This window comes from Sphingobium quisquiliarum P25 (assembly GCF_000445065.1).
Taxonomy (GTDB): Bacteria; Pseudomonadota; Alphaproteobacteria; order Sphingomonadales; family Sphingomonadaceae; genus Sphingobium; species Sphingobium quisquiliarum.
The window spans coordinates 67,525-92,478 of sequence record NZ_ATHO01000055.1 but is presented as its reverse complement, the minus strand read 5'-3'; the positions used below and the strand labels follow the sequence as shown (position 1 = coordinate 92,478).

Annotated in this window: 26 protein-coding genes; 12 read left to right on the top strand and 14 right to left on the bottom strand. The window is 64.3% G+C overall.

What is annotated here, in order from left to right; translation table 11 throughout:
• Positions 1 to 8 precede the first annotated feature (8 nt).
• Positions 9 to 1,076, bottom strand: a complete 1,068-nt coding sequence (locus L288_RS28770; RefSeq protein ID WP_021237639.1) for a fatty acid desaturase family protein — start codon at positions 1,074 to 1,076, stop codon at positions 9 to 11.
• A gap of 130 nt (positions 1,077 to 1,206) precedes the next feature.
• Between L288_RS28770 and L288_RS28765 the strand changes: the two genes are divergently transcribed.
• Complete coding sequence (locus L288_RS28765) at positions 1,207 to 2,364, top strand: GNAT family N-acetyltransferase (RefSeq protein ID WP_021237638.1); 1,158 nt, start codon at positions 1,207 to 1,209, stop codon at positions 2,362 to 2,364.
• Between the two features lie 12 nt (positions 2,365 to 2,376).
• Here L288_RS28765 and L288_RS28760 read toward each other — a convergent pair whose 3' ends face one another.
• On the bottom strand, positions 2,377 to 3,267 hold the full coding sequence (locus L288_RS28760; RefSeq protein WP_021237637.1) for a diacylglycerol/lipid kinase family protein: 891 nt from the start codon (positions 3,265 to 3,267) through the stop codon (positions 2,377 to 2,379).
• A 73-nt stretch (positions 3,268 to 3,340) separates the two neighbouring features.
• Here L288_RS28760 and L288_RS28755 point away from each other — a divergent pair, with 73 nt between their 5' ends.
• Positions 3,341 to 4,225 carry a metallophosphoesterase family protein gene (locus L288_RS28755; RefSeq protein ID WP_021237636.1) on the top strand — a complete coding sequence of 295 codons (885 nt, stop codon included), beginning with the start codon at positions 3,341 to 3,343 and terminating at the stop codon, positions 4,223 to 4,225.
• An 8-nt stretch (positions 4,226 to 4,233) separates the two neighbouring features.
• On the opposite strand, the gene L288_RS28750 is transcribed toward L288_RS28755, so the two are convergent.
• The 7 genes from L288_RS28750 to L288_RS28720 all read right to left on the bottom strand — a co-directional run bounded on the left by L288_RS28750 (position 4,234) and on the right by L288_RS28720 (position 10,881).
• Positions 4,234 to 4,764, bottom strand: a complete 531-nt coding sequence (locus L288_RS28750; protein ID WP_021237635.1) for a DUF2239 family protein — start codon at positions 4,762 to 4,764, stop codon at positions 4,234 to 4,236.
• 62 nt (positions 4,765 to 4,826) lie between these two features.
• Entirely contained in the window at positions 4,827 to 5,600 is a 774-nt protein-coding gene (gene xth / locus L288_RS28745) for an exodeoxyribonuclease III (protein WP_021237634.1), read from the bottom strand.
• 80 nt (positions 5,601 to 5,680) lie between these two features.
• A complete protein-coding gene (gene erpA / locus L288_RS28740) occupies positions 5,681 to 6,007 on the bottom strand; it encodes an iron-sulfur cluster insertion protein ErpA (protein ID WP_021237633.1) in 327 nt (108 codons plus the stop codon).
• 80 nt (positions 6,008 to 6,087) lie between these two features.
• Positions 6,088 to 6,807 carry a M23 family metallopeptidase gene (locus L288_RS28735; protein WP_031304131.1) on the bottom strand — a complete coding sequence of 240 codons (720 nt, stop codon included), beginning with the start codon at positions 6,805 to 6,807 and terminating at the stop codon, positions 6,088 to 6,090.
• A gap of 104 nt (positions 6,808 to 6,911) precedes the next feature.
• Positions 6,912 to 7,715 carry a ferritin-like domain-containing protein gene (locus tag L288_RS28730; protein ID WP_408020494.1) on the bottom strand — a complete coding sequence of 268 codons (804 nt, stop codon included), beginning with the start codon at positions 7,713 to 7,715 and terminating at the stop codon, positions 6,912 to 6,914.
• A 2-nt stretch (positions 7,716 to 7,717) separates the two neighbouring features.
• On the bottom strand, positions 7,718 to 8,179 hold the full coding sequence (bcp, locus tag L288_RS28725; RefSeq protein WP_021237630.1) for a thioredoxin-dependent thiol peroxidase: 462 nt from the start codon (positions 8,177 to 8,179) through the stop codon (positions 7,718 to 7,720).
• Positions 8,180 to 8,181: 2 nt separating this feature from the next.
• Positions 8,182 to 10,881 (bottom strand): bifunctional [glutamine synthetase] adenylyltransferase/[glutamine synthetase]-adenylyl-L-tyrosine phosphorylase, encoded by a 2,700-nt coding sequence (locus L288_RS28720; protein WP_031304127.1) that lies wholly within the window; start codon positions 10,879 to 10,881, stop codon positions 8,182 to 8,184.
• A gap of 137 nt (positions 10,882 to 11,018) precedes the next feature.
• On the opposite strand from L288_RS28720, the gene L288_RS44090 reads away from it, so the two are divergent.
• Complete coding sequence (locus L288_RS44090) at positions 11,019 to 11,144, top strand: hypothetical protein (RefSeq protein WP_021237628.1); 126 nt, start codon at positions 11,019 to 11,021, stop codon at positions 11,142 to 11,144.
• A 193-nt stretch (positions 11,145 to 11,337) separates the two neighbouring features.
• On the opposite strand, the gene ypfJ is transcribed toward L288_RS44090, so the two are convergent.
• Positions 11,338 to 12,210 carry a KPN_02809 family neutral zinc metallopeptidase gene (gene ypfJ, locus L288_RS28715; RefSeq protein WP_021237627.1) on the bottom strand — a complete coding sequence of 291 codons (873 nt, stop codon included), beginning with the start codon at positions 12,208 to 12,210 and terminating at the stop codon, positions 11,338 to 11,340.
• A 140-nt stretch (positions 12,211 to 12,350) separates the two neighbouring features.
• Here ypfJ and L288_RS28710 point away from each other — a divergent pair, with 140 nt between their 5' ends.
• From L288_RS28710 to L288_RS43615, 5 genes are all read left to right on the top strand, one after another.
• Positions 12,351 to 13,529 (top strand): DUF3734 domain-containing protein, encoded by a 1,179-nt coding sequence (locus L288_RS28710; RefSeq protein WP_021237626.1) that lies wholly within the window; start codon positions 12,351 to 12,353, stop codon positions 13,527 to 13,529.
• Positions 13,526 to 14,317: a 3-hydroxybutyrate dehydrogenase gene (locus L288_RS28705; RefSeq protein ID WP_021237625.1), complete on the top strand. Its 792-nt coding sequence runs from the start codon at positions 13,526 to 13,528 to the stop codon at positions 14,315 to 14,317. Before L288_RS28710 ends, L288_RS28705 begins: the two co-directional genes overlap by 4 nt.
• 187 nt (positions 14,318 to 14,504) lie before the next feature.
• Positions 14,505 to 15,059: an opacity-associated protein gene (locus L288_RS28700; protein WP_021237624.1), complete on the top strand. Its 555-nt coding sequence runs from the start codon at positions 14,505 to 14,507 to the stop codon at positions 15,057 to 15,059.
• Positions 15,060 to 15,254: 195 nt separating this feature from the next.
• A complete protein-coding gene (locus L288_RS28695; RefSeq protein WP_031304124.1) occupies positions 15,255 to 16,607 on the top strand; it encodes an amidohydrolase in 1,353 nt (450 codons plus the stop codon).
• A 137-nt stretch (positions 16,608 to 16,744) separates the two neighbouring features.
• Entirely contained in the window at positions 16,745 to 17,023 is a 279-nt protein-coding gene (locus L288_RS43615; protein ID WP_169533909.1) for a hypothetical protein, read from the top strand.
• Positions 17,024 to 17,066: 43 nt separating this feature from the next.
• Here L288_RS43615 and L288_RS28685 read toward each other — a convergent pair whose 3' ends face one another.
• The 4 genes from L288_RS28685 to L288_RS28670 form a co-directional block, all read right to left on the bottom strand.
• The gene (locus tag L288_RS28685; RefSeq protein ID WP_031304121.1) at positions 17,067 to 18,059 is read right to left on the bottom strand and encodes a nucleotidyltransferase domain-containing protein; all 993 of its coding nucleotides are present in this window, start codon (positions 18,057 to 18,059) and stop codon (positions 17,067 to 17,069) included.
• Positions 18,056 to 18,919: an HprK-related kinase A gene (locus L288_RS28680; RefSeq protein WP_021237620.1), complete on the bottom strand. Its 864-nt coding sequence runs from the start codon at positions 18,917 to 18,919 to the stop codon at positions 18,056 to 18,058. The genes L288_RS28685 and L288_RS28680 overlap by 4 nt, the downstream gene beginning before the upstream one ends.
• A complete protein-coding gene (locus tag L288_RS28675) occupies positions 18,916 to 19,203 on the bottom strand; it encodes an HPr-rel-A system PqqD family peptide chaperone (protein ID WP_051209619.1) in 288 nt (95 codons plus the stop codon). The genes L288_RS28680 and L288_RS28675 overlap by 4 nt, the downstream gene beginning before the upstream one ends.
• 61 nt (positions 19,204 to 19,264) lie before the next feature.
• Positions 19,265 to 19,690, bottom strand: a complete 426-nt coding sequence (locus tag L288_RS28670; protein ID WP_031304120.1) for a hypothetical protein — start codon at positions 19,688 to 19,690, stop codon at positions 19,265 to 19,267.
• Between the two features lie 97 nt (positions 19,691 to 19,787).
• On the opposite strand from L288_RS28670, the gene L288_RS28665 reads away from it, so the two are divergent.
• From L288_RS28665 to pstA, 4 genes are all read left to right on the top strand, one after another.
• Positions 19,788 to 21,047, top strand: a complete 1,260-nt coding sequence (locus L288_RS28665; protein WP_021237617.1) for an ATP-binding protein — start codon at positions 19,788 to 19,790, stop codon at positions 21,045 to 21,047.
• Between the two features lie 145 nt (positions 21,048 to 21,192).
• Positions 21,193 to 22,251 carry a substrate-binding domain-containing protein gene (locus L288_RS28660; protein WP_021237616.1) on the top strand — a complete coding sequence of 353 codons (1,059 nt, stop codon included), beginning with the start codon at positions 21,193 to 21,195 and terminating at the stop codon, positions 22,249 to 22,251.
• Positions 22,252 to 22,260: 9 nt separating this feature from the next.
• Positions 22,261 to 23,655 carry a phosphate ABC transporter permease subunit PstC gene (pstC, locus tag L288_RS28655; RefSeq protein WP_021237615.1) on the top strand — a complete coding sequence of 465 codons (1,395 nt, stop codon included), beginning with the start codon at positions 22,261 to 22,263 and terminating at the stop codon, positions 23,653 to 23,655.
• Between the two features lie 49 nt (positions 23,656 to 23,704).
• Complete coding sequence (pstA, locus tag L288_RS28650; protein ID WP_021237614.1) at positions 23,705 to 24,949, top strand: phosphate ABC transporter permease PstA; 1,245 nt, start codon at positions 23,705 to 23,707, stop codon at positions 24,947 to 24,949.
• Positions 24,950 to 24,954 lie beyond the last annotated feature (5 nt).

Below are 24,954 nucleotides of genomic sequence, written 5' to 3'. Positions count from 1 at the left end.
ATCCTGCCTTAGCGCTTCACCATCGTGCTGCGCGCGATCTTCCCCACCAGCGGCCACATGCCGGCATAATTGCCCCGATGATAAGGTGATTCCGTGCCCAGCGTCGCAATCAGCCGGGCATGCGCCTTGCCCAAGGCATGATAGGGCACGCTGGGCAGCAGATGATGGAGCGCGTGATAGCGCAGCCCTACCGGAGCCCAGAGGGCGGCGAAGGGCGATGGAGGCGGAACGTTGACGGAGTCGAGATATTGGGCTGTCACTGTCATCGCCTCGCCTTCATTTTCCCACAGATGCGCGACAAGGGTGCGCAGCTGGTTGATGACGGTCATGCCTGAATGCACGGCCATATAGACGAGCAGCGGCTTCCATCCGAGAACCGCCGGGCTGGTCACCAGCGCGATCGCGAACAGGCAAGCGCCCGCTTCCTGCCAGAGCCATTGCCGGCGGAACTCGCCTTCCGGCGCGCGGCGGCGATAGGCGGGATTGATCGACAGCGCCGAATATTTCTCCCGCACCAACCGCCGCAACGATGGCAGAACGAGGCCCAGCGGGGTCAAAACGGCAAAACGCAGGATCAGGCCGATGGGCGCGAGCGAGGCTACGATGATGAACAGCGGCAATGACCACGGCTTCATCAAAGCCAGCGGCAGATATTCCGGGTCGTCCGCCGTGCCATAGCGGGTGCGCGCATGATGCTGCGTATGCACCCCTTCATAGAGGAAGGAGGGAATCATCAGCGGAATGCCCACCAGCAGATTCCAGCCCAGCCGGAAGCCTGGCAGCGCGCCCTTGCGGATATGGGTCAGCTCGTGAATGAAGCTGGCCGCGCGGTAGAGCGCCAGCATCGCCACCAACCCGCTCAACAGGGCCAGGGGAACGCTGTCCACCATGATGGCAGTAGCCAGCGCGGCATATCCCAGCAGTGCCGAAGCCAGCATGTCCGGCCAATAGATCGCCGGATTCGCCACCGAATATTCGCGCGTCAGGTCTGCGGCGGCGCGCAGCATCGCGGCATCGTCGGGGATCGCCTTACGATTCACCGGAGCGCTCGCAAAGATCGGGTCATGCACAGTCATGCATGCGCTCCTAACCAGGAATTGCGCTTAGATCGTGGCAGCAAGATGACGTTTTCGCCTTTGTGAAAGCCCGATTGACAATCGCGGGCCAAGCGCCGAACTGCTCCCATCTCTTAGCGAAAGCTCAGCCGTGGCCCATTCCGATCTGGTGATTACTCCCATCGCTTCCAAGGCCGATCGCAAGGCCTTTGTCGATCTTCCCTGGCGTCTCTATGCGGGCGATCCCCATTGGGCACCGCCGTTGAAGAGTGAGGTGTATGCCCTGATCACCCCTGGGAAAAACCCGTTCTTCGGTCATGCCGAAGCGCAATATTTCCTCGCCCGCCGCAACGGCCAAGTGGTGGGACGCGTGTCGGCACATATCGATCATCTGGCGCTCAGCCAGCCAGCGGAACAGGGCATGGGGCCAGGCACCGGCAATTTCGGCCTGTTCGAAGCGGAGGACGCCGAAATCGGTGCCGCGCTGATCGAAGCCGCGGAAGGCTGGCTTCGCGCAAAGGGCATGTCACGGGTCCTGGGACCGATATCTCTGTCGATCTGGGAAGAACCGGGCCTGCTCATCCAGGGCTTTGACCACAGGCCGACGGTGATGATGGGCCATGCCAAGCCCAGCTATCAGCCAATGATCGAAGGGGCCGGATATCAGCCGGTCAAGCAGCTCAAAACCTATGAGCTGGACATCACCAAGCCCTTTCCTCCGCTGATCCAGCGGATTGTCGCTTCCGGTGAAAAGAGCGATCGTATCCGCGTCCGCAAGGTCGACAAGAGCAAGTTCGATGAAGAGGCGGCCATCATCCTCGCCATTCTGAACGACGCATGGGGCCGCAATTGGGGTTTTGTCCCGATCACCGACGAGGAAGTGGCGCATTTCGGCAAGCAGTTGAAACCGATCGTCTTCAACGACCTCATCATGATCGCCGAGCTGGAGGGCGAACCAGTCGCCTTCATGATGACCCTGCCCGACCTAAACGAAGCGACCGCGCCGCTCAATGGATCGCTGTTCCCCTTCGGCTGGGCGAAGCTGCTCTGGTGGCTGCGCAAGCCCCAGGTCCGTACCATGCGCGTGCCGCTGATGGGCGTGGTTCAGCGGCTCCAGGCGTCCCGCCTCGCCAGCCAGCTCGCCTTCATGATGATCGAATATATCCGGCGCGCCGCGACCACTCATTATGGCGCGACACGGGGCGAGATCGGCTGGGTGCTTGACGACAATCAGGGCATGAACGCCATCGCCGACGCGATCGAAAGCAAGGTGAACAAGATCTACCAGATCTACGAAAAGGACCTCTGATCGCAGCGCCCGTCAGCGCGGCACCGCCACGTCGATAGCCCCCGGCGCCACCTTCGCCGTCGCGGGGGTGGCCGCCACGACTTCCCCGTCGATCGAGATACGCTGGCGCGGATGCGTTTCAATGCGGAAGGATTTGCCGCGAAACTCCTCAGTATGGGCATCGCGATCGCGCAGCTTGAAGAATTTGGAATACCAGTCCCACGCCAGCCGTGCATGGCTCCGCCCGACGACTGCCTGGATCACCAGTTCACCGCTGTCGACATCGGCCCGCTCCGACAGTTCGACGCCGCCATGATAGGGGCCGTTGAGAATCCTGACCTCCGTCGACCACATGCGCCTTTGCTGCGCACCATCGTCGATGGTCAGGCGAAAGGCACGAAAGCTGACGGAGCATTTGACGGCCCAGACCAGATATCCCACGCGTCCCAGATAGCGTTTCAGTTTAGCGGGCACGGTCTGCCCGATCATCGGTGACAGGCCGAGCGAGGCCGCGTTCACGAAATAGTCGCGATCGATCATGCCAAGATCAATCCGCCGCCGTCTGCCAGTTGCAATGACGTCGATCGCGCCGTCCAGGTCCAGAGGAATGCCGAGCGTCCTGGCGAAGCTGTTCGCCGTCCCCAAAGGCAGCACGCCAAACACGCACTCCTTGCCGACCAGTTCATCGACCGTGCCGGACAGGGACCCGTCGCCCCCGCCGACAATGACCATCGGCGCGCCTTCCTCCACCACTTGCCGCACTGTTCCCGGCAATCGGGCAGGATCGGACACGGCATGCGCCTTGACCAGCCTGACGCCAGCGGCTTCCAGCTTCTGCTTCGCCTCTTCGAAAAGCGCCTCGCCCCTGCGGCTGTGCACATTGACGACAAGGGCCGCCTGCTGCGGCAAGGACCTATTTTCCATGGCCTCAACAACTCGCCAGCGGCGCGCCGGGTCCAATGCGAAACAATATCGCGCATGCGCTCGTTGGAAGGGGATGGCTCGCATCGCTCACCTGTCCGACATACATTTCGGCGCGCATGATCCCAAGGTCGTATCCGCCGCCGAAGCATGGCTCCAACAAGCGCAACCCGATCTTGTCATCATCAGCGGCGACCTGACCCAGCGCGCGCGCCTGCAACAATTCAGGGATGCATCCGCCTGGCTCAACCGGCTACGGGCCGCTGGCATGCGGCTGCTGGTCATTCCCGGCAACCATGACGTGCCGCTCTATGACGTGATCCGGCGGTTCGCTGCGCCGCTGCGCCGCTACAAACGCTACATCAGCAATGATCTGTGCCCCTGGTATGAGGATGCGGAAGTCGCCATCCTGGGGATCAACACGGCCCGGTCGCTGACGATCAAGGATGGCCGCATTAACCATGAACAGATGCGCCTGCTACGTGAACGTTTCGCTGCGGTCGCAACGGAAAAGACGCGCATTTTGGTGACGCACCATCCGCTCTTCGCCATGCCGATTGGCAAGGGCGGGGAACTCAGCGAAGCGGTTGGGCGGCATGAGGATGCCGTCGCGGCTGCGCGCCAGGCGGGCATCCACATCGCTCTTGCCGGGCATTTCCACCGCACCTATGCCGAAGCCGCGCAAAAGATGGTGGCGGACGCGGGCGGCGCTCTCGTGATCCAGGCAGGCACCGCCACCTCGACACGGCTGCGCAATGCCGAACCGCAGAGCTTCAACTGGTTGCACGTCCATCACAATGATGAGATCGAATTACAGGTCGTGGTCTGGGACGGTGCAGGCTTCCAGCGCGGCCACCACGTCGCCTATCGCCGCCAAACGCAAGGTTGGACCTCGCAGGAAGTCTCCGGCGACCGTTCCATGCGCCAGGGCATGAAGGTAGCCGCAATGGCCCGCGCATGAAGCGACCCCTATGTCCTGGGAGTAGCGAAGGCGGGCTCGGCCAGCGCAGCGCCATGATCACGGATGGCGGACGGCCATTCTTCTGCCGCCTTGGCAAAGCCCTGCCTGTCCCGCGCATAGAGCGCCCTTATCGCATCCTCATAGCCGGGGCGATCGCCCGCCATGCCGGTCAGGAAGTGATAGGCTGCATCCATGGCTGCGCGTGGAGAGGGTGCGTCTTCCTGTGCCTTACGCGCATCCTCCACCAGCCGCCGCAGCGCCGCCGATGCGCCCCCCGGCTGAGCGGCCAGCCACTCCCAATGACGCGGAAGCAATGTCACTTCGCGTGCTTGCACCCCCAACTTAGGACGGCCGCGTCCTCGTGATGGTTCCTGACCATCGCCACGCAGATCGATATCGACCTGACGGCCAGTAGCGTCATCAAACAGCAGTAGGTTTTGCGCGTCATTTCCTATGGCGCGCAGGGCCGCGCGCACTTCATCTTCATCGCCGGTCGCAATCCAAAGATCTCCTGAAAAAACCGTGTATGTCCGCGTCATGCCGTCCTCCTGCGGCATGATTTATAATATCCGGGTAATTATAGTCAATATACCCGGATAAATTATTCGGCCAGTTCTACCCAGGCAGGGGCATGATCGCTGGCTTTTTCCCGCCCGCGAAAATCCTTGTCGACCTGCGCATCGATCAAGCGGTCGGCCGCGGCGGGACTCAGCAGCAGATGGTCGATACGAAAGCCCGCATCACGCGGCCAGGCATTCATCTGATAATCCCAGTAGGTCCACACGCCGCCTGCCGGATGCTTGCTGGCGATCGCGTCGGTCCAGCCATCGCCCAGCAGACGGCGGTAAGCTGCGCGGCTTTCCGGCTGCATCAATGCATCACCCGCCATGGCCTTGACTGAATAGACGTCCTTGTCACGGGGGATGACATTATAGTCGCCAGCGAGAATGGCGGGCACCTCTTCCGCCCAGATCTGCCGGGCTCGTTCACGCAGCCGCTTCATCCATCGCAGCTTATAATCGAATTTCGGGCCCGGCAGCGGGTTGCCGTTGGGCAGGTAGATGCTGCTAACGCGCACCCCCTTCACATCCGCTTCAATATAGCGGCTATGCTCATCCTCAGGCTCACCTTCGAGGCCGCGCCGGACTTCCACCGGCGTCTCACCACGGGCCAATATGGCCACGCCGTTAAACCCCTTCTGCCCGTGCCAGATCGCGCCATAGCCCACATCCTCGATATCCTTGAGCGGAAAGGTCTCGTCGGACGTCTTGATCTCTTGCAGGCACGCGATATCGGGCTGGGTTTCGTTCAGCCACTCCAGCAAGCGCGGCAGGCGCGCCTTGATGCCGTTGATATTGTAGGTGGCGATGCGCATTCGGAGCCTTTCTTACATTGCAACTGCGCCAGTCCAGCCTGTGCAACCGAACGTGCTCCTAGGGCATAATGCAAGAAAATTCAGATCGAAAAGCTTGATCCGCAGCCACAGCCGGCGGTCGCATTGGGATTGGTCACCTTAAACGCAGCGCCGCCCAGATCCGACACGAAGTCCACGGCCGAACCACGCACCAGGTCAAGGCTGACATCGTCGACCACAAGCGTCACCCCATCCCGCTCGACACTGACATCCTCCGCCTCGATCGCATCGGCCAATCCGAACCGGTATTGAAAGCCCGAACAGCCGCCGCCCTCCACAGCGAGGCGCAGGATCGCGGGCTTGCCCTGCTTGGCGGCAATGGCCGCTACGCGGGCGGCAGCGGAAGGAGTGAGGTCAATATCGGCCATGGCGCTTAGATAGGATCAAGCAAAAGGCCCGGCAAGCCATGGCGTGCCGGGCCTTGAAAAGGGTCGAAGAAGAAGCTCGTTCAGTCGGCGGCTTTTTCCTGCGCCTTGGTGGGGCCGCCCATGGCGATCGGCGGCTTGGTGTTCATCGCCACCAGATAGTCGGGACCAGCCACGAAGGGCAGCGGGTTCACAGCCTGGCCGTCGACGCGCACTTCGTAATGCAGGTGACTGCCGGTCGAACGGCCGGTCGATCCCATAAGGCCGATGAGCTGGCCACGGCGTACATAGCTGTTAGCGGAAACGATCAGCTTCGACATATGGCCGTAGCGGGTTTCCATGCCACCGCCATGCGAAATCTGGACGAGGTTGCCGTAGCCGCTGGCCCACCCGGCGCGGCTGACGATGCCATCAGCGGTCGCATAGATCGGAGTGCCAACCGGACCGGGAATATCGACGCCCTTATGCATCCGCGCGCCGCCATTGAACGGGTCGGAGCGAACGCCGAAGTTGGACGTCAGCGACAGCTTTTCGACAGGACGGCCAGAGGGGATGTAGTTGGCCTGCTTGGCTTCGCCATCGAGCCGCTGCAAGCTGGAGAAAAGATTCGAAAAACCAACATCGGACGGCCCAAGGGGGCTGGTGTTGATTTCGGAGGCATCTCCGTACGGATCATCCTCGATGCTCTTGGCCGCGGCTGGCGCCGCCGCCGAAAGGACACCTGCCAAACCTGCGGCGCCCGCCAATTTTAAAGCCGACCGGAACCATCGCGCCCGGCGTGCATTGAAATGAGTAATCAACATTGCGACCCCGACTATTCACCGAAGGCTATAGCCTCTCGGCGCTCCCGTTTGACCAAATTGCGGCACAAGCCGCCACCCGCAGCGGCAGAAGTGCAAATCACGGCTCATTGTGCAAGCGCGGCGTAATATTCCAGCGTTAAACCGGCTTGCCGACGCGCCGAGTCGTTGAACGGAGGTTTCAACGCACCCCGGAAATGGCGCTTTACAAGGATTTGGTAAGAATTTGCGGGGTCCAGCCCCACTCGGTTCGCCGCATGGTTGAACCATGCTGTCCCCGCCGCGACATGCCGAATCTCATCGGCCATAATGCGCCTCAACATTCGCGCTGACAGTTCGTCCCCCGCCTGGGTAAACCGCTCCACGGTGGCGGGAGTGATGTCCAACGCCCGCGCCTCAAGCACCATCGGCACCACGGCCAAGCGCGCCATTGCATCATGCGCGGTTTCAGTCGCGGCCTGCCACAAACCGTCATGCGCGGGCAGCGCTCCGTAAAAGCTGCCCAGTTGCCGCAAGCGGCGGTCGAGCAGTGCGAAGTGCATCGCCTCCTCCGCCCCCACCCGCATCCAGTCTTCGGTAAAGGCGCGGGGGAAATCTCCTCCGAATCGGCCGATCAGGTCGAACGCCAGATCGATTGCGACGAATTCAATATGTGCGAGCGCGTGTAGCATGGCAGCGCGTGCCCGGTCCGACCCCATCTTGCCGCGCCTTGGCATCTGGTTGGGTGGCAGGAGCTCCGGCTTGCCGGGGCGTGCAGGCCGATCGGGCATCGCCACGTCGAAGCGGTGATCAAGCCGCCCCTTCGCCCATGCGCGAGCGGTCTGCCGCGCCGCCATCACCTTCTTATAAGGATCAGCGCAGTTCAGCACATGAGCGCAGGCGGCGCCTACGCTCTCATTCGGCAGAGGCAGGCTCAAAGCGCCTTCGCAGCCTCCAGCACCTCGGCGGCATGGCCCTTCACCTTCACTTTCGGCCAGACGCGGACGGCCTTGCCGCCAGCGTCGAACAGGAAGGTTGCCCGCTCGATGCCCATATATTTGCGGCCGTAGAGTGACTTTTCCACCCAGGTGCCGAAAGCCTCACATGCCGTGCCTGGCTCATCCGACGCCAGCGTGACGGCAAGGCCATATTTATCGGCGAACTTCTTGAGCTTGGCGGGCTTGTCCTTCGAAATACCGACGACGGGTACGCCGATCGCCGCGAAATCCTGTTGCAGACTGGTGAAGTCCTTCGCCTGGTTGGTGCAGCCCGGCGTATCCGCCTTCGGATAGAAATAAACCGCCAGCGGCGCGCCACGGTAGCGTGACAGGTTGAAATCAACGCCATCCGCATCCTTGAGTGCCACATCGGGCAAGACGTCACCAACTTCCAGCATCGTCACTTCTCCTCAAAGCGCGCAGCCAGCGCCGCCCAGGCATCGCGCACCCTTTGCCGGGCCTGATCGTAGCTTTCAAGCAGCGCCTCCCAGTTTTCAACGCCGCATGCGCGCGCGACCACCGGCCGCGTGGCCTCAGGCGGCTCGGTCGATCCCGGCGAAACAAGGCGCGACACGATCAGGAAGCGCGTGATCAGGTCATGCGCCGCAACCAGTTCAGCGGGCAGATGCCCGGCAGCGGCCAATTGCGCCAGCGCCGCCCGCAGATCCGGGTCGAACGCCATATTATGCTGAAATTGCGTGACATGGATCAGGAACTCCAGGTCGACGAGTCCACCGGGGACAAGTTTGACGTCCAAATCGCTCGACGGCGGCTTGTGCTTGGCGATGTCGCCGCGCATCTTGACGGCATTGCGCGCAAGCTCGTCAAAATCGCGCGGCCGCTCCAGTGTTTCGGAAAGGATGGCGTTCAGCGCCGCCCTGCCCTGCTGGGAACCGAACACGGGCCGCGCGCGAGTGAGCGCCAGATGCTCCCAGGTCCAGGCCTCCTCCCGCTGATAGCGCGCGAAGCTGTCCAGACTTACTGCCAGCAGCCCCTGTGCGCCCGAAGGCCGCAGCCTCGTGTCCACCTCGTACAGCGGACCCGCTGCGGTCTGCACCGACAGGGCATTGGTTATGCGCTGGCCAAGGCGATTGAAATATTGCGTCGCGCCCAGCGGCCGGGCACCATCTGATTCCGTCAGAAAATCGCCCGTGAAGAGATAGACGAGGTCAAGGTCGGACGCGTGGGTCAGCACGCCCCCGCCCAGCCTGCCCAGCGCGAGGATCAGCATCTCCCCACCCGGCACCTTGCCATGCGCGCTTTCGAACTCCGCGACGGTCGCACGCGCCAGCGCTTCGATTGCGCCCTCCGCCACGCGGGAATAGCCACGGCCCGCCTCCAGCGGATCGCCGCCGCGAATAATCTGCGCGCCCAGCGCGAAGCGGCGATCATTCACCCGTTGGCGCACGCGGTCGAGCAGCGCCTGATAATCCTCGCCCGGCTCCAGCTGGGCAAACTGTTCGGCAAGCACCTCCACCGGCGGCGGCGGATCGAAGGCGGATGTGTCGATCAAGCCGTCCAGCAATTCCGCCCTGCGCCCAAGTGCATCGGCCAGCGTCGGCGCATGGCTCAGAAGTTCCGCCAGCAGCTCCACCAGGCCCGGCCGGGCGGCAAGCAGCTTGAAGAAGTTGATGGCGCTCGGCAACCGGCCGATCAGGTCGTCCAGCCGGTTGAGCGCTCGCGCCGGATCAGGCGCCTTGGCGAGCGCGCGCATGAGGCCCGGCAGCAGTTCTTCCAGCGCTTCGCGGGACGGCGCGCTGCGCAACGCCCGAATCGTGCCGCCGCGCCATCGTGTGATGCGCGCCACCGGCGTCTGCGCATCGGCAAAGCCCATGTCGGTCAGTTGCGCCGCCAAGCGCTCCTCATCATGCGACAGCGCTTCGTCTTTCGCTGCGGGCGTCAGCTTGTCATAGTTGCGGCCGACCCATTCGACCTTCGGGCGCAGCAGGTCCAGCAGCGCGCCGCCGTCCGCCAGCCCATGCAGCCGCGCGACATTGTCCATTGCCTCGGCTGTCTTGGGCAGTTCGTGCGTCTGGCGATCCTCGACCATCTGCAACCGGTGCTCGATCGTGCGGAACAGCACATAGGCTTCGTCCAGCCGCTGCGCGTCTTCCTGCTCCAGCACGCCCACTGTGGCGAGAGCGCGCAGCGCCTCGCGCGTATTGCCCGATCGCAATGCCGGATCGCGGCCGCCGTGGATGAGCTGATGGACCTGCGCGAAAAACTCGACTTCCCTGATGCCGCCCCGCCCGCGCTTGAGGTCATAGCCGGGGCCGAATGCCTGGCCTTGCGCATAATGATCGCGGATGCGGCGGGAGATGTCGACGATGGCGTCGATCGCGCCGAAATCGAGGCTGCGGCGCCAGACGAAGGGGCGAATCTGCTGAATGAAATAGTCGCCTAATGCGAAATCGCCAGCCGCTGGCCGGGCGCGGATGAAGGCCGCCTGTTCCCAGCCCACGGCGGTCGATTCATAATAGCCGATGGCCGCTTCCACCGGCAGGGCGATGGGGGTGGCTTCAGGCGAGGGACGCAGGCGCAGGTCGATGCGGAACACATAGCCGTCGCCGTCACGGGCGTTCAACAGCTCGCTGACCCGCCGCCCGATCCTGACCGCCGCGTCCGCCACATCTTCCCGCTCGCCATGGGGCAGACGGGCGGGATCGTAGAGCAATATGGGATCGATATCAGAGGAATAGTTGAGTTCGCGGCTGCCATGCTTGCCGAGCGCCAGCACGACAAAGCCCTCCGGCCGCGCATCGGGGTAGCGTTCGGCAAAGGCGGTTGCCAGAGCCTCCTCCAGCGCCTGGTCGGCGAAGTCGGACAAGGTGCGGGTCACGCGGTCCAGCGGCCATGCCCCCGAAAGGTCCGCAGCGGCCGTAACCAGCGCCAGCGCGCCCTTGCGCCGCCGCAGCGACCGGGCGACGCCATCGGCCGGATCGGCAATGTCCCGCGCGGCCTGGAGCGCCGCGTCGTGATCGCCCGCCGCCAGCAGGTCCGTCACCGCCGTGAAACGGTCCATCTGCCTGGAAAGAAAAGGCGAATGCGCCTGCATCCGCTCCGCTACCGCCGTCCAGTCCGTCACCTGCGCCTCTCCCATAACGGGACCGCTATCGCGCCGGTGGAACGTGAACGCCAGAAACTTTTCGTCATCTTGGCCGTTGAACATACATGGAAATGCAGCGAAAATCGTTGAGAGCATCGAACGGAGGGCCTGACGGCTCCCGGCGCGCTGTCGTGACGATCGGTCTTCCGCAGCCTCATGAAGGCATCGGCAATGCGCTTCGCTCCACCTTCCGCGCCCGGCGGGAGAGCCTGCCCGACGATATGATGGATTTGCTCAGGAAGCTTGATCATCATTGATTTGCGTGGCGGTCAGATGATTTAAAAACAATCATTTATGGTTAGGCTGGTTATTGAATCCCACTCTTCCTTTTGAAGAAGAAGTAGGACCCTTCGACAAGCTCAGGGCGAACGGGGTGGGTGTTCGGGTTGATCGGTCCCTCACCCTTTCAGCCTTCACCTCTTCACCCTGCTAATAGGCGTACTTATCCCCTCACCCCTTGAATGTGTCGCATTGGGCGGGGTCGCCGCTGGCCAGTCCCTTGCGGAGCCATTGCATCCGCTGCTCGCTGCTGCCGTGAGTGAAGCTTTCGGGCACGGGGCGGCGGCCAGCGGCTTTTTGCAACGTGTCGTCGCCAATCGCCTGCGCGGCGGTCATGCCTTCTTCCAGATCGCCGGCCTCCATGAGGCCGGTACGCTTGGCCCAGACCCCGGCATAGCAGTCCGCCTGCAATTCGACCCGCACTTGCAGGGCGTTGCCTTCCGCTTCGTTCACCGCGCGCTGGCGCTGGTTCACCTGACGCAAAGTGCCTTCCAGATCCTGCACATGATGGCCGACCTCATGAGCGATGACATAGGCCTGCGCGAAATCCCCCGGAGCACCGAAACGCTGGCGCAGTTCAGTGAAAAAGTCGGTGTCGAGGTAGATTTTTTGGTCATTGGGGCAGTAGAAGGGCCCCATCGCGCTTTGCGCCGCGCCGCAGCCCGACGCGCCATTCTGGGAATAGAAGGACAGGACGGTCGGCCGGTATTGCTGACCCGCCTCGCTGAAAATCTGGCCCCAGACCCGCTCGGTCGACCCCAGCACCCGCAGCGACCAATGTTGAATGTCCGTCAGCTTCTGCGGATCGCGGCTGACCTCCGCATTCTGCTGCACCGGCCCGCCTCCGCCACCGACGAGGCTGAGCGGATTGACGCCCATCACCGCCAGGATGATCAGGACGACGACGATGCCGCCACAGCCGAAGCGGCTGCCGATGAAGGGCAGCAGCATGCCAAGGCCGCCGCCAAGCCCGCCCCCCAATCCGCCCCCGCGTCCGCTCTGCACCTCGAAGTTGGAACTTTCCTGTTCATTGTCCAACCGCATGACATTCTCCCTCGCCGCCCTGGTGCAGGCTGTAGACCAGCCTCGGAACGGTTGCGATACGGCTTTGGTTGCCTAAGCGCACGGATAATCACACGCCGCCCGTTGGAATGCCGCTGACATTAGTTATATTGCACTGCGACATGGCTGATATCGATCCCCCAATCCGCCGCCGCGGCACGACGCCGCTGCCCCTTCCCAATGAGGTCGCCTTGTTGTTGCAGGGCGGCGGAGCGCTCGGTTCCTTCCAGGCCGGTGTCTACGAGCGGCTGGACAATCTGGGGATCGACATAAGCTGGGTCGCGGGCATTTCCATCGGCGCGGTCAATGCGGCGATCATCGCGGGCAACCTGCCGCACCGGCGGCTCAGCAGGCTGAAGAAATTCTGGCTGACCGTGTCGGGCGGGATGCCCAATATCGTGCTGCCGGAAATCGACCATATCCGCGAGGCCGCGCATCTGATGGCGGCGGGCGCGGTGGCGACATTCGGCGTGCCCGGCATGTTCCGCCCCCGCCTGTGGCCAGCGCCGCTGATGCCGGAGGGAACGCCGGGGGCCATCAGCTTCTATGACAGCGCGCCGCTCAAGGACACGCTGGACGCCTGCGTCGACTGGGACCTGCTGAACGACGGGCCGGTGCGCCTGTCGGTGGGGGCGGTCGATGTCGAAAGCGGCAATTTCGCCTATTGGGACACGCGCGGTCCCGATGGCAAGACGCGCATCGACGCCCGCCACATCATGGCTTCGGGCGCGCTGCCGCCGGGCCTGCCGCCGATCGAGATTGACGGGCGCTGGTATTGGGACGGCGGCATCGTGTCGAACACGCCGCTCGCCCATGTGCTGGATCATCAGAGCGAGGACATGCTGGTGTTCCAGGTGGACCTTTTCCCCGCCGAAGGCCCCAAGCCGCAGCAGATGACGGACGTTTACTCGCGCACCAAGGACATTCAATATTCCAGCCGCACGCGTCAGGTGACGGATCAATATCTGCGCCTGCGCCGCGAGCACCGCGCCATCGCCGCGCTGCTGAAAAAGCTGCCCCCGGAGCTTCAGAACGATCCCGACGCGCTGAGGCTGCGCCAGTGCCTGGATCGCGGATCGGTCAACATCGTTCACCTGATCTACCGCAGCCGCGCCTGGGAAAGCGGCGCGCGCGACTTCGAATTTTCCCGCTCGACCATGCTCGACCATTGGTCGCAGGGGCGCGACGCGGTGCAGGAAGTCATGCACAAGGGCGACCTGATCGCCCGCAACATATTGAACGGGAAAAGCGCCACCTTCGACCTCGACGCGCCCGATCACCTCAAGGAGAAGAACGCATGACCAAGTCTCTGGCCGGAAAGACCGCATTGATCACGGGCTCCACCTCCGGCATCGGCCTTGCCTATGCGAAGGCGCTGGCGGCGGAGGGCGCGAACATCGTCATCAACGGCTTTGGCGACGCGCAGGCGATCGAGCAGGAGCGGCAGGCGCTGGAGCAGGCGAGCGGAGCCAGGGCGCTCTACAGCGGTCATGACCTGACCAAGCCCGCCGAGATCGAGGCGATGATGAAGGAAGCCGCCGATGCCTTTGGCGGGGTCGACATCCTGATCAACAATGCGGGCATGCAATATGTCTCTCCGATCGAAGAATTTCCGGTCGAAAAATGGGACCTGATCATCGCGCTCAACCTGACCAGTGCTTTCCACACGTCGCGTCTGGCCGTGCCCTATATGAAGTCGAAAAAGTGGGGCCGCATCATCCAGACGGCCAGCGCCCATTCGCTGACCGCGTCCCCGTTCAAGAGCGCCTATGTGACGGCCAAGCATGGCCTGGCGGGCCTTACCAAGACGCTGGCGCTGGAACTCGCGACCTTCGGCGTCACCGCAAATTGCATTTCGCCCGGCTATGTCTGGACCCCGCTGGTGGAAAACCAGATCCCCGACACGATGAAGGCGCGGAACATGACGCGCGAGCAGGTGATGAACGACGTCCTGCTTGCCGGACAGCCGACGAAACAGTTCGTCACCGTGGAGCAGGTCGCCGCCATGGCGCTGTTCCTGTGCAGCGACGCAGCGGCCAATATCACCGGCGCGAACATGAGCATCGATGGCGGCTGGACCGCGCAATAGCCGCGCGTCGAACATCCTCTTCGGCGCCGCAGCATCCCTGCTCCGGCGCCGCCAGCCGCGCTAAATTATTGTGATAAATTTGTCACGCGCGGAAGCATTTGTTTTCCGGGCGGGAAACCAACCTTCCCTCGTGCAGTTTTCCTCCCCGACGGGTTTGATCATCAAAACTGCTTAAAGGGAGTAATCCATGAAGAAATTTCTTTTCGCAGCCGCGCTGGCGGCAGCGCTGCCTTCGGCGGCTTTCGCTCAGGAAGAAACCGCGCCTGACGGCACGCCCGCTTTCGGCGTCGAACCCTATGTCGGCGTGCTTGGCGGCTGGCACAGCTTCGACCGTGGATCGGAATTCGGCAGCGTTCCCGGCGAAACCGTGATGAGCGGCGCGATCCTCAGCGGCGTCGCGGGCATCAACGTGCCGCTCGGCCCCGTCTTCGTCGGCGTGGAAGGCAATGCGACCAAGGGCTGGGCTGACATCGATTGGGAATATGGCGTGAAGGGCCGCTTTGGCGCCCGCGCCGGTGACAGCGGCATGATCTTCGCATCGGCGGGTTATCAGTGGGTCAATGGCAAGCAGGGCTGGCCGAACCGCAAGGATTGGATGTACGGCGTCGGCGTTGAAGTCGGCCCGAAGGACATCGGCCTGGGCGGCATCACCGGCAACAGCGGCATTCGCCTGCGTTTCCAGACCGAAACCTATGATTTCGACAGCTTCCGCCCGACCGCGGGTGTGATCTTCCACTTCTGATCCATCCCATAGCGATCAGAGGAAGGCGTCCGTCTCATGACGGGCGCCTTTTCCTTTGCGGGCGCTTCCGGCATTTGCATTATGCTGGCCGGGCCTGTTGCGCTCCTGCGCCGCTTCATCGCGCAGGCGTTGCCGCCCCCTTCCAAGTCGATGCCAAACAGCTATGCTCGCCATCGAAACGGGAGCTTCATCATCATGCGTCATGCCTTGGCGGCTCTGGTGGCCGCGTCCAGCCTTTCATCACCGTCGCACGCGCAGACGCCGCCCGCGCCCCCCGCTGCTCCTGCCCCGCCTAACGAGATCGCAGCCGCCATCGCCAGGGACATGGACGGGCTGATGTCGCTCTATCGCGACCTTCACGCCAATCCCGAACTGTCGGAACAGGAAAGCGCCACCGCCGCCAAGCTCGCGCGCAGGCTGAAGGCGATGAAGTTCGACGTGACGGAAAAGGTAGGCGGCACGGGCGTCGTCGCGGTGATGAAGAATGGCGGCGGGCCGGTATTGCTGATCCGCGCGGACATGGACGCCCTGCCGGTGACGGAACAGACCGGCCTGCCCTTCGCCTCCAAGGTGAGGACGAAGACGACCGATGGCGTGGAGACGGGCGTCATGCACGCCTGCGGCCATGACACGCACATGACCGCCTTCATCGAAACGGCGCGCCTGCTTTCCTCCATGAAGGACAGGTGGAAGGGCACTTTGGTGATGATCCTGCAACCGGCGGAGGAAGTCGGCCGGGGCGCGCGGCTGATGCTGGAGGACGGGCTGTACACGCGCTTCCCCCGCCCGACCCATGCGCTGGCCTTTCATGACGCGGCCAATCTGGAGGCGGGCAAGATCGGCTACACGCCGGGCTATGCGCTCGCCAATGTCGACAGCGTGGACATAGTGGTGCGGGGAACCGGCGGGCACGGCGCCTATCCCCAGACCGCGCGCGACCCCATCGTGCTGGGCGCGCGGATCGTCTCCTCCCTCCAGACGCTGGTCAGCCGGGAACAGGACCCGCTCGACCCGGCGGTGGTGACGGTCGGCAGCTTCATCGGCGGGGCGAAGCACAACATCATCCCGGACGAAGCGAAGCTGCTGCTCACGGTGCGCAGCTATTCGGACGAGACCCGCGAAAAGCTGATCCGGGGCATAGAGCGGATCGCGCGCGGCGAAGCGATCGCGGCGGGCATCCCCGAAGACCGCATGCCGGTGGTGAGCGTGAAGGATGAGTTCACCCCCGCCGCCTACAACCCGCCCACCTTCGCCAACCAGATGGCCGACAGGCTGAAGGCGCATTTCCCCGGCGGCGATGTCATGGAGGTCAAGCCGTCGATGGGCGGCGAGGATTTCGGCCGCTATTATCGCGCGGACAAGAGCATCAACAGCTTCATCTTCTGGGTGGGCGGGGTGCCCGCGGAACAGATGGCGAAGGCGGCGGCGGGCCAGGCGAGCCTCCCTTCGCTCCACAGCCCCTTCTGGGCCCCGCAAGCCGACAAGGTCATCGCCACCGCCAGCGAGGCGATGACCGTGCTGGCGCTCGACATATTGAAGAGGGACTGACCGGAAGGCGGGCTGGCGGGACGGCGGCCCTCCTCCACCCTTCGGCTGACCCTGGACTTTGGTTCATCACCCTCTTTAGCAAGCGGGAGAAGTGATGAGGTGATCTACTCTGTGCGCTTCGCAAGGAGGTGATGACCATGGAAGACAAGCCGATTTCCGCCGCCGAAGACAGACGCAGCTTCCTCAAGACCTGCGGCAGGTTCGCTGCGTCGGTTCCTCCTGCGATGACGATCCTGGTGTCCACCTCGCTCACGTCCGAAGCGATCGCGCAGTCGGCTGGCGGCGGAGGTGGCGGCGGCACAAAGGATAGCGGCGTCAAGACCGGCGCGGACTCCGGCGTGAAAAGCGGGAAGGATATAGGCGTGAAGCAGCCTGAGCCCGTGCGCGATCATCCTGAAAGGAACAAGGGCAACTGACCGGAGCGTCCGGTTCCTTCCCGGACAGGCGCGGGCCAGCGGCCTATCCGGGACGATGCCCCTTGCGCCATTTGGTGAGCAGGTGCCGCGCCAGCATCAGCGGCGGCATCCGCAGCCAGTGGGACCGGATATAGAAGGCCGAGCGCAGCAGCTTCCGGCTTTCCCCTCCCCAGCCGTCGCGCGCGAGCAGGCGGCGCAGGACGATGCGGTCCCAGAGGGTCAGCCGCGCCTTGCCCGTGCCATACAGCGCATCCGCCAGCCGCTGCGCCTGCCGCACATGCGGCGCGATGCCGTGCCGCCGCGCGCGCGCATCCAGCTTGCGCAGGTCGGCATCGGCCAGCAGGCAGTGAATGTCCCAGAGATTGCGCAGCCCGCCCGCAAGGTCGCCATCGGCAAGCATGTGGGCGGCGGCGTGGCAGACCCGGTCCTCCGGCGAGAGAATATATAACTTTCCGGTAATGGGAACGGCGGCGGCCAGCATCGCGTCCGCATCAGGCTTCTGCCGCGCGGTCAACGGCAATATGGTGTGATGCACATCGATCATGCGGTCGCGATCGCGGTGGATCAGCGGCGGCAGTTCGTGCATCCATTGGCGGTAATAGGCGTCGTCATAAGGGTCCTGCTTGACCCATTCCCAGCCCGCCGCGATGAGGCGCTGCTCCACATCCGCCATGGCCCCGCGCGGGACCAATATGTCGAGGTCGCCGATGAAGCGCCCCTCCCCCGCCGTCAGTCCGGCGGCGGCATAGGCCGTGCCCTTGAGGAGGACCACCGGGCCGTCCCAATCCGCAAGCGCCGCCGCTGCCCGGTCCGCTTCCCACAGCGCCTGCCGGGTTTCGCGTTCCGCCTCCCTGCGCGCGTCGGCCCAGATCCGGCGCACCGGCTCCGGCACGGGGCCATCGCCAATGCGCAGCGCCAGCGTGCCGATCAGCCTTTCCGCCCGTGCCGCCGCGATAAGGGCGTTCCACCCCGCCCCGTCCAGCGCCGCGACGGAGGCCGGTTGCCGCAAGGCCTGCACCAGCAGCGCGGCGCTCATGCCCGCTCCGCCCATAATTGCTCGACCATGGCGATCGCCTGTTCGCCCGATGGAAAGTCGATCGCGTGGGCGGGAACATTCTGGACGAAGCGGGTCAGCGCGCGAAATCCCGCTTCCCCCAGCGCGACATAGTTGGTCGATGCCTGGGTGAGGCGCATGAAGACCTCCGCCTGTCCCACCGGCCGGATGTCGGCGTCTCCGCCAAAGCGGGGGAACAGCAGCAAGGCCGGTTGCCCGCCCGCCTCCATGCGATCGATCGCGGTGGAGCGCGGCACGAGATGGCGGATGTCCCCCTTCGCAGTGCCAGCCAGCAAGGGCCCCATCCGCTGTTCCGGCACGTCCGCCGCCAGCACGCCGATCGCGCTATTTTTGAGCGACACGAGCCGGGGGAAGGGAAATATCCACCCGCTTTCTAGGTCCAGCAGCGCGAATTCGTCGCCCATCAGCCGCCAGCCCCGCTCGCCAAGCTGCGCGGCCAGGGTGGACTTGCCCGAACCGGACTCGCCCGTCATCACCAGCACGCGCCCGTCCTTCTCGACGCTGGAGGCGTGGAGCAGAAGGTGCCGCCGCCAGCCCAGCGCCATTTGCAGGTTCATGCCCATTTCCGCCGCGAGCAGACCATGCGCCAGGCTCATCGGCGCGGCTTCGGCAAGGCCATGATCGCCGGTGATGAAGATCGAGGGACGCAGCCAGCGGCGCAACGGGCTTACAGGCTCCAGCCGCACGCTGAAATCCGCTATCGCGCCGGGCAGAACGGGATAGGCGGCATAGAGGCTGGCAAGCCGGTCGATCGGATCGCGCCAGGCCGACCCGACCCGGAAGACCGCCGGTCCGATCCCGATGGTGATATGATGCTTCACAGGCCGCGCACCAGCCCCAGCCCGGCCAGTTCCGCCAGATGCGCGCCGATGAGGGCGACCGCTTCGGCGGCATCGCCCAATTCGTAGCGCTGGCTCATGTGGCGGTGGATGTCCGCAGGGGAAGCGGGACGCGTTTCGTCCAGAGCGTCCAATATCTCCGGCACGGGGCTGATCACCATATGGGTCTGGCCCGACGCGCGATGGTAGAGCAGCGTCATGCCGTCCAGCGCGCAAGCCGCGATCGCATCGCGTTCCAATCGGCAATAGCGGCTTAATCTGGTCACAACCCTGCTTCCTGCCGGTGGTCCTTCGCCACCGCTTTACAGCAGAGGAGTAATCAGGTGCCTAACGCGGCATTTGCAAGGAAGCAAAACAGGTAAAGCCGCTCGTCCCGGACTGAAGGCGGCGGATATAGTTCAGATAGGCCTGATTCTGCTCATAGCTCGTGCCCGGCAGCGGCCGTCCGCGCAGGGCCTGTTTTACCTGTTCCCCGGTGAAGCTGCGCCCCGTGCCGGGGAAAGCGCCCGGCGTGCCAGCGGGCACCACCTGCCCGCTGGGGGCGATATAATTGCCCGCCCGCCCCTGATCCGGGACGTTGATGGTGCAGTTGAGGACCGAGGCGGCCGTGTTGGCGAGGGCCGGACGGATGGAAACGATGGCCGAAGCCGCCACCGCGCCGCCCATCAGCAACTGGCGGCGGGAGGACACGGCAAGGCCGGTTGCTTCCTCTTCATCCGCCTTTGCGGCCTGTCCGGGCAGTTGCTCGCTCATACCATAATGATCCGCTATCGCGCTTGCCAAAGCGTAAAGATTGCTCGCTATTGGCCAGCCATCGCAGCAAGTGCGCCGAAAATCCAGCTTGGTAACCATGAATCGACTGACCATCTCCCAGATCATCGCCTCTCTTGCCGTGCTGCTGCTGGCCACGGGCAGCGCCTTGATGCTGGGCGCGGCGCCGCTGGCGGTCGCCTTGCCGGTGCTGGCAGGCGTGGCGGTGCTGCTGATCACCTCTCAGGGCGCGGAGCCCGGAACGGAGGCACCCGCCGCCCCTGCCGAGCCGCCCATGCCCGACCTTGCCGCCCATCCCGACTTCACAAGCCTGCTGGAGGGCATTTCCGACCCGCTGCTGCTGATCGAGAAAGGCCGCATCCTGCGGGCGAACCGTGCAGCGCAGCGCCTGCTGGGGACTCATATCGAGGGGGAGGATGCGCGCATCGCCATCCGCCATCCGGCGGCGGCGGAACGGCTGGCGAATCAGGCCCCGATGGCGGAGCCCGCGATGGTCGAACTGGTGGGCCTGGGCACGCGCGAGCAGCGCTGGCAGATGCGGATCGCGCCGCTGGGCGATCCCGCGCAGGTGCGGCGGCTGGTCCACCTTGCCGACCATAGCGGCGCTTATGCGGCGGAGCGGATGCGGGTGGATTTCGTCGCCAACGCCAGCCACGAACTGCGCACGCCGCTGGCGGGCATATTGGGCTTTATCGAGACGCTCGCCGATCCCGATCTTGGCCGCGACACCGAAACGCGCCAGCGCTTCCTGAAGATCATGGAAGGCGAAGCGCGGCGGATGCAGCGGTTGATCGAGGATCTTCTGTCGCTGTCGCGGATCGAGGCGGAGAAATATCGCGCCCCGGTCAGCGAAGTCGACCTGTCCGAACTGGTGGCCGAAACGGTGAGCGTCTTCCGCGCCAGCCATGACGAGCGGGGCCGCGACGTGGAAATGGACATCACGCCGGGCCTACCCGCCGTGCAGGGCGACCGGGCACAGTTATCGCAACTGCTCCACAACCTTATCGGCAATTCGGTGAAATATGGCCGCCCCGGCACGCCGATTCGCGTGAGCCTGGGCGAAGGTCCAAGCGGCATGTCGCGCATCTGCGTGGCCGACGAGGGGGAAGGCATCGGCCCCGATCACCTGCCCCGCCTGACCGAACGATTCTACCGCGTCGATTCGGGGCGCAGCAGGGCCATGGGGGGCACCGGCCTTGGCCTTGCCATCGTGAAGCATATCGTCGAACGCCACCGGGGAAGGCTGGATATCAGCAGCGTGCTGGGGAAGGGCACCACCGTTTCCATCCTGCTGCCGCGCAGCACCGAAGGCGACAAGGCCGCGTGGCGGCACGGCTGAAATCAAGCGACTGAAATGACGTGCAGGAGGCGATGTCATAAAAATGCAATTGGATTGTCACAAAGGCGCGACGTAGCGCGGTTAAGGCGCGTTCCCATGAGGGGGGCGGCGACTGCGATCGCGGCCATAATGATGGAGATTTCCCGTGAAGCATTTCGCCTTGTTCGCCGCGACGGCTGCGGCTGCATTCACTCTCACCGGCTGCGGCGACCAGGGTGCGGGCGGCGGCGCCGGCGGCACGCGCGACCAGATTCGCGCCGTTGGTTCATCGACCGTCTATCCCTTCGCCACGGCGGCGGCTGAACTGTTCGTGCAGGGCAATCCGGGCATGAAGTCGCCGATCATCGAATCGACCGGCACTGGCGGGGGCATGAAGCTGTTCTGCGCTGGCGTGGGCGCGCAGCACCCCGACATCGCCAACGCGTCGCGCCGCATGAAGAAGTCGGAATTCGACGATTGCCAGAAGAATGGCGTCAAGGACATCATCGAAGTCCAGATTGGTGTGGACGGCCTGGCCTTCGCCGAATCCAAAAAGGGTCCCGGCCTCAAGCTGACGCCCAAGATCGTCTATGAGGCGCTGGCCGCCAATCCCTATGGCAAGGGACCGAACAAGACCCAGAACTGGAAGGATGTGGACCCCAGCCTGCCCGCCACCCCGATCAGCGTCTTCGGCCCGCCATCGACCAGCGGCACCCGCGACTCGCTCGCCGAACTGATCCTGACCAAGGGCTGCGAGAGCGATCCGGCGATGAAGGCGCTCAAGGACAAGGATGAGGACGAGTTCAAGGCGACGTGCACCCGCGTCCGCGAAGACGGCAAATATGTCGACTCGGGCGAAAACGACAATCTGATCGTGCAGAAGCTGGGCGCGAACCCGCAGGCGGTCGGCGTGTTCGGCTTCAGCTTCCTTGAAGAAAATAAGGACACGTTGAAGGACGTGCCGGTCAACGGCATCGAAGCGACCTACGAAACCGTTTCCACCGGCCAATATCCCGGCGCGCGTCCGCTCTATCTTTACGTCAAGAAAGCGCACATGACGGCCATCCCCGGCCTTCAGGCCTATCTCAACACCTTCGTCGCGAACTGGGCCCCGAACGGCGCCCTGACCAAGCGCGGCATGGTCGCCGCGCCTGAGGATGTCCGCAAGGCGAACGCCGAAGCGGTCAAATCGCTGGCCGTGCTTGACGGTTCGAAGCTGAAATAAGCGAAGACGATGACAGGTCCTGCAATCCTCCTGCTGCTGGCCGGCCTAGGCGCGATCGCCTGGGTCAGCGCCCGCGCCCGCGCGCTGCGGCTGCAATCCACGGCGCGGGCGTCGGGACGGCGCGACGCGGTGCACAGCCTTCCGGGCTATCATGGCTGGTATGTCGCGCTGTGGACGCTCATTCCGGCGGCCATCTTCCTTGCCGTCTGGTCGAATGTCGCGCCGGGCCTCGTGACGCAGGATGTGCTGCAAAGCCCGGCGGCGCAGGACCTGCCCGCCGACGCCTTTTCGCGCTCCGCAGTGCTGGCCGAAGCCCGCGCGATTGCGACCGGGCGTCAGGCGGGCGCGTTCAACCCGCTTTCGCAGGGCCTTGTCGAACCCTACCGGCAGGCGAGCGACAAGTTCGGCTATGCCGGGGCGGCGCTGGCGATCGTCCTCGCCTTTGCTGGGGGCGCTTACGCCTTTACCCGCGTTCGCCCCGATTTCCGGGCGCGCACGCGGGTGGAGCGGCTGGTGATGGCGGCGTTGCTGATCGCCTCTCTGCTGGCGATCGTCACGACGCTGGGGATCGTGGTGTCGCTATTGTGGGAAAGCTTCCGCTTCTTTTCGATGGTGAGCCCCGTCGATTTCCTGTTCGGCACGAAATGGAGCCCCCAATCGGCGGCGCTCGGCTATGGCAATGACGATGCGTTCGGGGCGGTGCCGCTTTTCTGGGGCACCATCTTCATCGGCGCGATCATCGCCATGGTCGTCGCCATCCCCCTGGGGCTGATGAGCGCCGTCTATCTGACCCAATATGCCCGTCCCGCCGTCCGCAGGTGGATGAAGCCGATGCTTGAGGTGCTGGCGGGCGTTCCGACGGTGGTCTACGGCTATTTCGCCGCGCTCACCATCGCGCCCGCGCTGCGCGACTTCGCCGTTGCGATCGGCATTCATGGCGCATCGTCGGAAAGCGCGCTGGCGGCCGGTCTGGTCATGGGCGTGATGATCATCCCGTTCGTTTCCTCCATGGCCGACGACAGCATCGCCGCCGTGCCGCAATCGATGCGCGACGGCAGCCTGGCCATGGGCGCGACCACCAGCGAGACGATCCGCAAGGTGCTGATCCCCGCTGCCCTGCCGGGCGTGGTCGGCGGCGTGCTGCTGGCGGTGAGCCGCGCGATCGGCGAAACGATGATCGTGGTGATGGCTGCTGGCCTTGCCGCCAACCTCACCCTGAACCCGTTCGCCAGCGTGACGACGGTGACGACGCAGATCGTGCAGCTTTTGACCGGCGACCAGGAATTCGACAGCGCCAAGACGCTGGCGGCATTCGCCCTGGGCCTCGTCCTGTTCGTGGTGACGCTGCTGCTCAACATCGTGGCCCTGCGGGTCGTGAAGAAATATCGCGAGGCCTACGAATGAGCCTGTCCTTACCTACGCCGTTCATCCTGGGTCCGAACGGGAAAGCGCTATGACCGCAAAACGCCTCCCCACCGACTGGAAGTCGGACGCCATGCGCAGGCGGATCGCGCGGCGCTATGCGTCTGAGCGCCGGTTCAAGGCCGCGGGCCTGCTCGCGGTGCTGCTGTCCGCCGCTTTCCTCGCCTTCCTGCTGTTCAGCATGCTGGGCAACGGCCTCAACGGCTTCACGCGCACGGAGATCGCGGTGAAGACCGACTTCCCGGCCTCCCCCATCCTGCTGGACCCCGCCGCGATCACTGATCAGGCGCTCGCCAACGCCAACCTGCCGATGGTGACGGGCGAAGTCGTGAAGAAGGCGCTCGGCCCCGATGCCGAAGAATGGGTGTCCCCCACCGCCTGGACCGTTCTGCGCGACGCGATCAAGGCTGATCCCGAAATCCTTGGGCGGACGGAAACGCTGCGCCTGCCCGCCTCCACCGCGATCGACCTTGCCGCCAAGAGCGATGGCGCGCCCGAAGCCGAAGCGGCCGTCGATCGCCTGAAAAAAGCTGGCCTTCTGTCGACCGGCTTCAACACCGGCTTCCTGACGGGCAGCGACGGCACCGATCCGACGCAGGTCGGCATCTGGGGCGCGTTCAAGGGATCGTTGCTGACGATGCTGGTGACGCTGGTGCTGAGCTTCCCCATCGGCGTTGCGACCGCCGTCTATCTGGAGGAATATGCGCGCAAGAACTGGCTGACCGACATCATCGAAGTGTCGATCAACAATCTGGCGGCCGTCCCCTCCATCATCTTCGGCCTGCTGGGCCTGTCGATCTTCCTCAACTTCCTGCACCTGCCGCGCTCGGCGGCGCTCGTCGGGGGCATGACGCTGGCGCTGATGACCATGCCGGTCATCGTCATAGCGGGCCGCAACGCCATCAAGTCGGTGCCGCCCAGCATCCGCGACGCCGCCCTCGGCATCGGGGCCAGCCCCGTGCAGGTGGTGTTCCACCATGTCCTGCCGCTCGCTTTGCCCGGCATCCTCACCGGCACGATCATCGGCATGGCCCGCGCCCTGGGCGAAACCGCGCCGCTGCTGATGATCGGCATGCGCGCCTTCATCGCCACGCCGCCGGGCGGGATTACCGATCCCGCAACGGTGCTGCCGGTGCAGATCTTCCTCTGGTCGGACGAAGTCTCCAAGGGCTTTGTCGAAAAGACATCCGCCGCCATCATCGTCCTGCTGATCTTCCTGCTCGCGATGAACGGCCTCGCCATCTACCTGCGCAACAAGTTTGAAAAACGGTGGTAACGATG

What these genes read in the sequence shown, in the direction of transcription:
- erpA (WP_021237633.1), bottom strand. Translation starts at nt 6,007, where the DNA reads ATGGCCGATATTGACCTCACTCCTTCCGCTGCCGCCCGCGTAGCGGCC.
- L288_RS28665 (WP_021237617.1), top strand. Translation starts at nt 19,788, where the DNA reads ATGAATCGACTGACCATCTCCCAGATCATCGCCTCTCTTGCCGTGCTG.
- xth (WP_021237634.1), bottom strand. Translation starts at nt 5,600, where the DNA reads ATGCGCATCGCCACCTACAATATCAACGGCATCAAGGCGCGCCTGCCG.
- L288_RS28755 (WP_021237636.1), top strand. Translation starts at nt 3,341, where the DNA reads ATGGCTCGCATCGCTCACCTGTCCGACATACATTTCGGCGCGCATGAT.
- L288_RS28700 (WP_021237624.1), top strand. Translation starts at nt 14,505, where the DNA reads ATGAAGAAATTTCTTTTCGCAGCCGCGCTGGCGGCAGCGCTGCCTTCG.
- L288_RS28710 (WP_021237626.1), top strand. Translation starts at nt 12,351, where the DNA reads ATGGCTGATATCGATCCCCCAATCCGCCGCCGCGGCACGACGCCGCTG.
- L288_RS28760 (WP_021237637.1), bottom strand. Translation starts at nt 3,267, where the DNA reads ATGGAAAATAGGTCCTTGCCGCAGCAGGCGGCCCTTGTCGTCAATGTG.
- L288_RS28720 (WP_031304127.1), bottom strand. Translation starts at nt 10,881, where the DNA reads ATGGGAGAGGCGCAGGTGACGGACTGGACGGCGGTAGCGGAGCGGATG.
- L288_RS28750 (WP_021237635.1), bottom strand. Translation starts at nt 4,764, where the DNA reads ATGACGCGGACATACACGGTTTTTTCAGGAGATCTTTGGATTGCGACC.
- bcp (WP_021237630.1), bottom strand. Translation starts at nt 8,179, where the DNA reads ATGCTGGAAGTTGGTGACGTCTTGCCCGATGTGGCACTCAAGGATGCG.
- L288_RS28735 (WP_031304131.1), bottom strand. Translation starts at nt 6,807, where the DNA reads ATGTTGATTACTCATTTCAATGCACGCCGGGCGCGATGGTTCCGGTCG.
- ypfJ (WP_021237627.1), bottom strand. Translation starts at nt 12,210, where the DNA reads ATGCGGTTGGACAATGAACAGGAAAGTTCCAACTTCGAGGTGCAGAGC.
- pstA (WP_021237614.1), top strand. Translation starts at nt 23,705, where the DNA reads ATGACCGCAAAACGCCTCCCCACCGACTGGAAGTCGGACGCCATGCGC.
- L288_RS28695 (WP_031304124.1), top strand. Translation starts at nt 15,255, where the DNA reads ATGCGTCATGCCTTGGCGGCTCTGGTGGCCGCGTCCAGCCTTTCATCA.
- pstC (WP_021237615.1), top strand. Translation starts at nt 22,261, where the DNA reads ATGACAGGTCCTGCAATCCTCCTGCTGCTGGCCGGCCTAGGCGCGATC.
- L288_RS28770 (WP_021237639.1), bottom strand. Translation starts at nt 1,076, where the DNA reads ATGACTGTGCATGACCCGATCTTTGCGAGCGCTCCGGTGAATCGTAAG.
- L288_RS28670 (WP_031304120.1), bottom strand. Translation starts at nt 19,690, where the DNA reads ATGAGCGAGCAACTGCCCGGACAGGCCGCAAAGGCGGATGAAGAGGAA.
- L288_RS28705 (WP_021237625.1), top strand. Translation starts at nt 13,526, where the DNA reads ATGACCAAGTCTCTGGCCGGAAAGACCGCATTGATCACGGGCTCCACC.
- L288_RS28685 (WP_031304121.1), bottom strand. Translation starts at nt 18,059, where the DNA reads ATGAGCGCCGCGCTGCTGGTGCAGGCCTTGCGGCAACCGGCCTCCGTC.
- L288_RS43615 (WP_169533909.1), top strand. Translation starts at nt 16,745, where the DNA reads ATGGAAGACAAGCCGATTTCCGCCGCCGAAGACAGACGCAGCTTCCTC.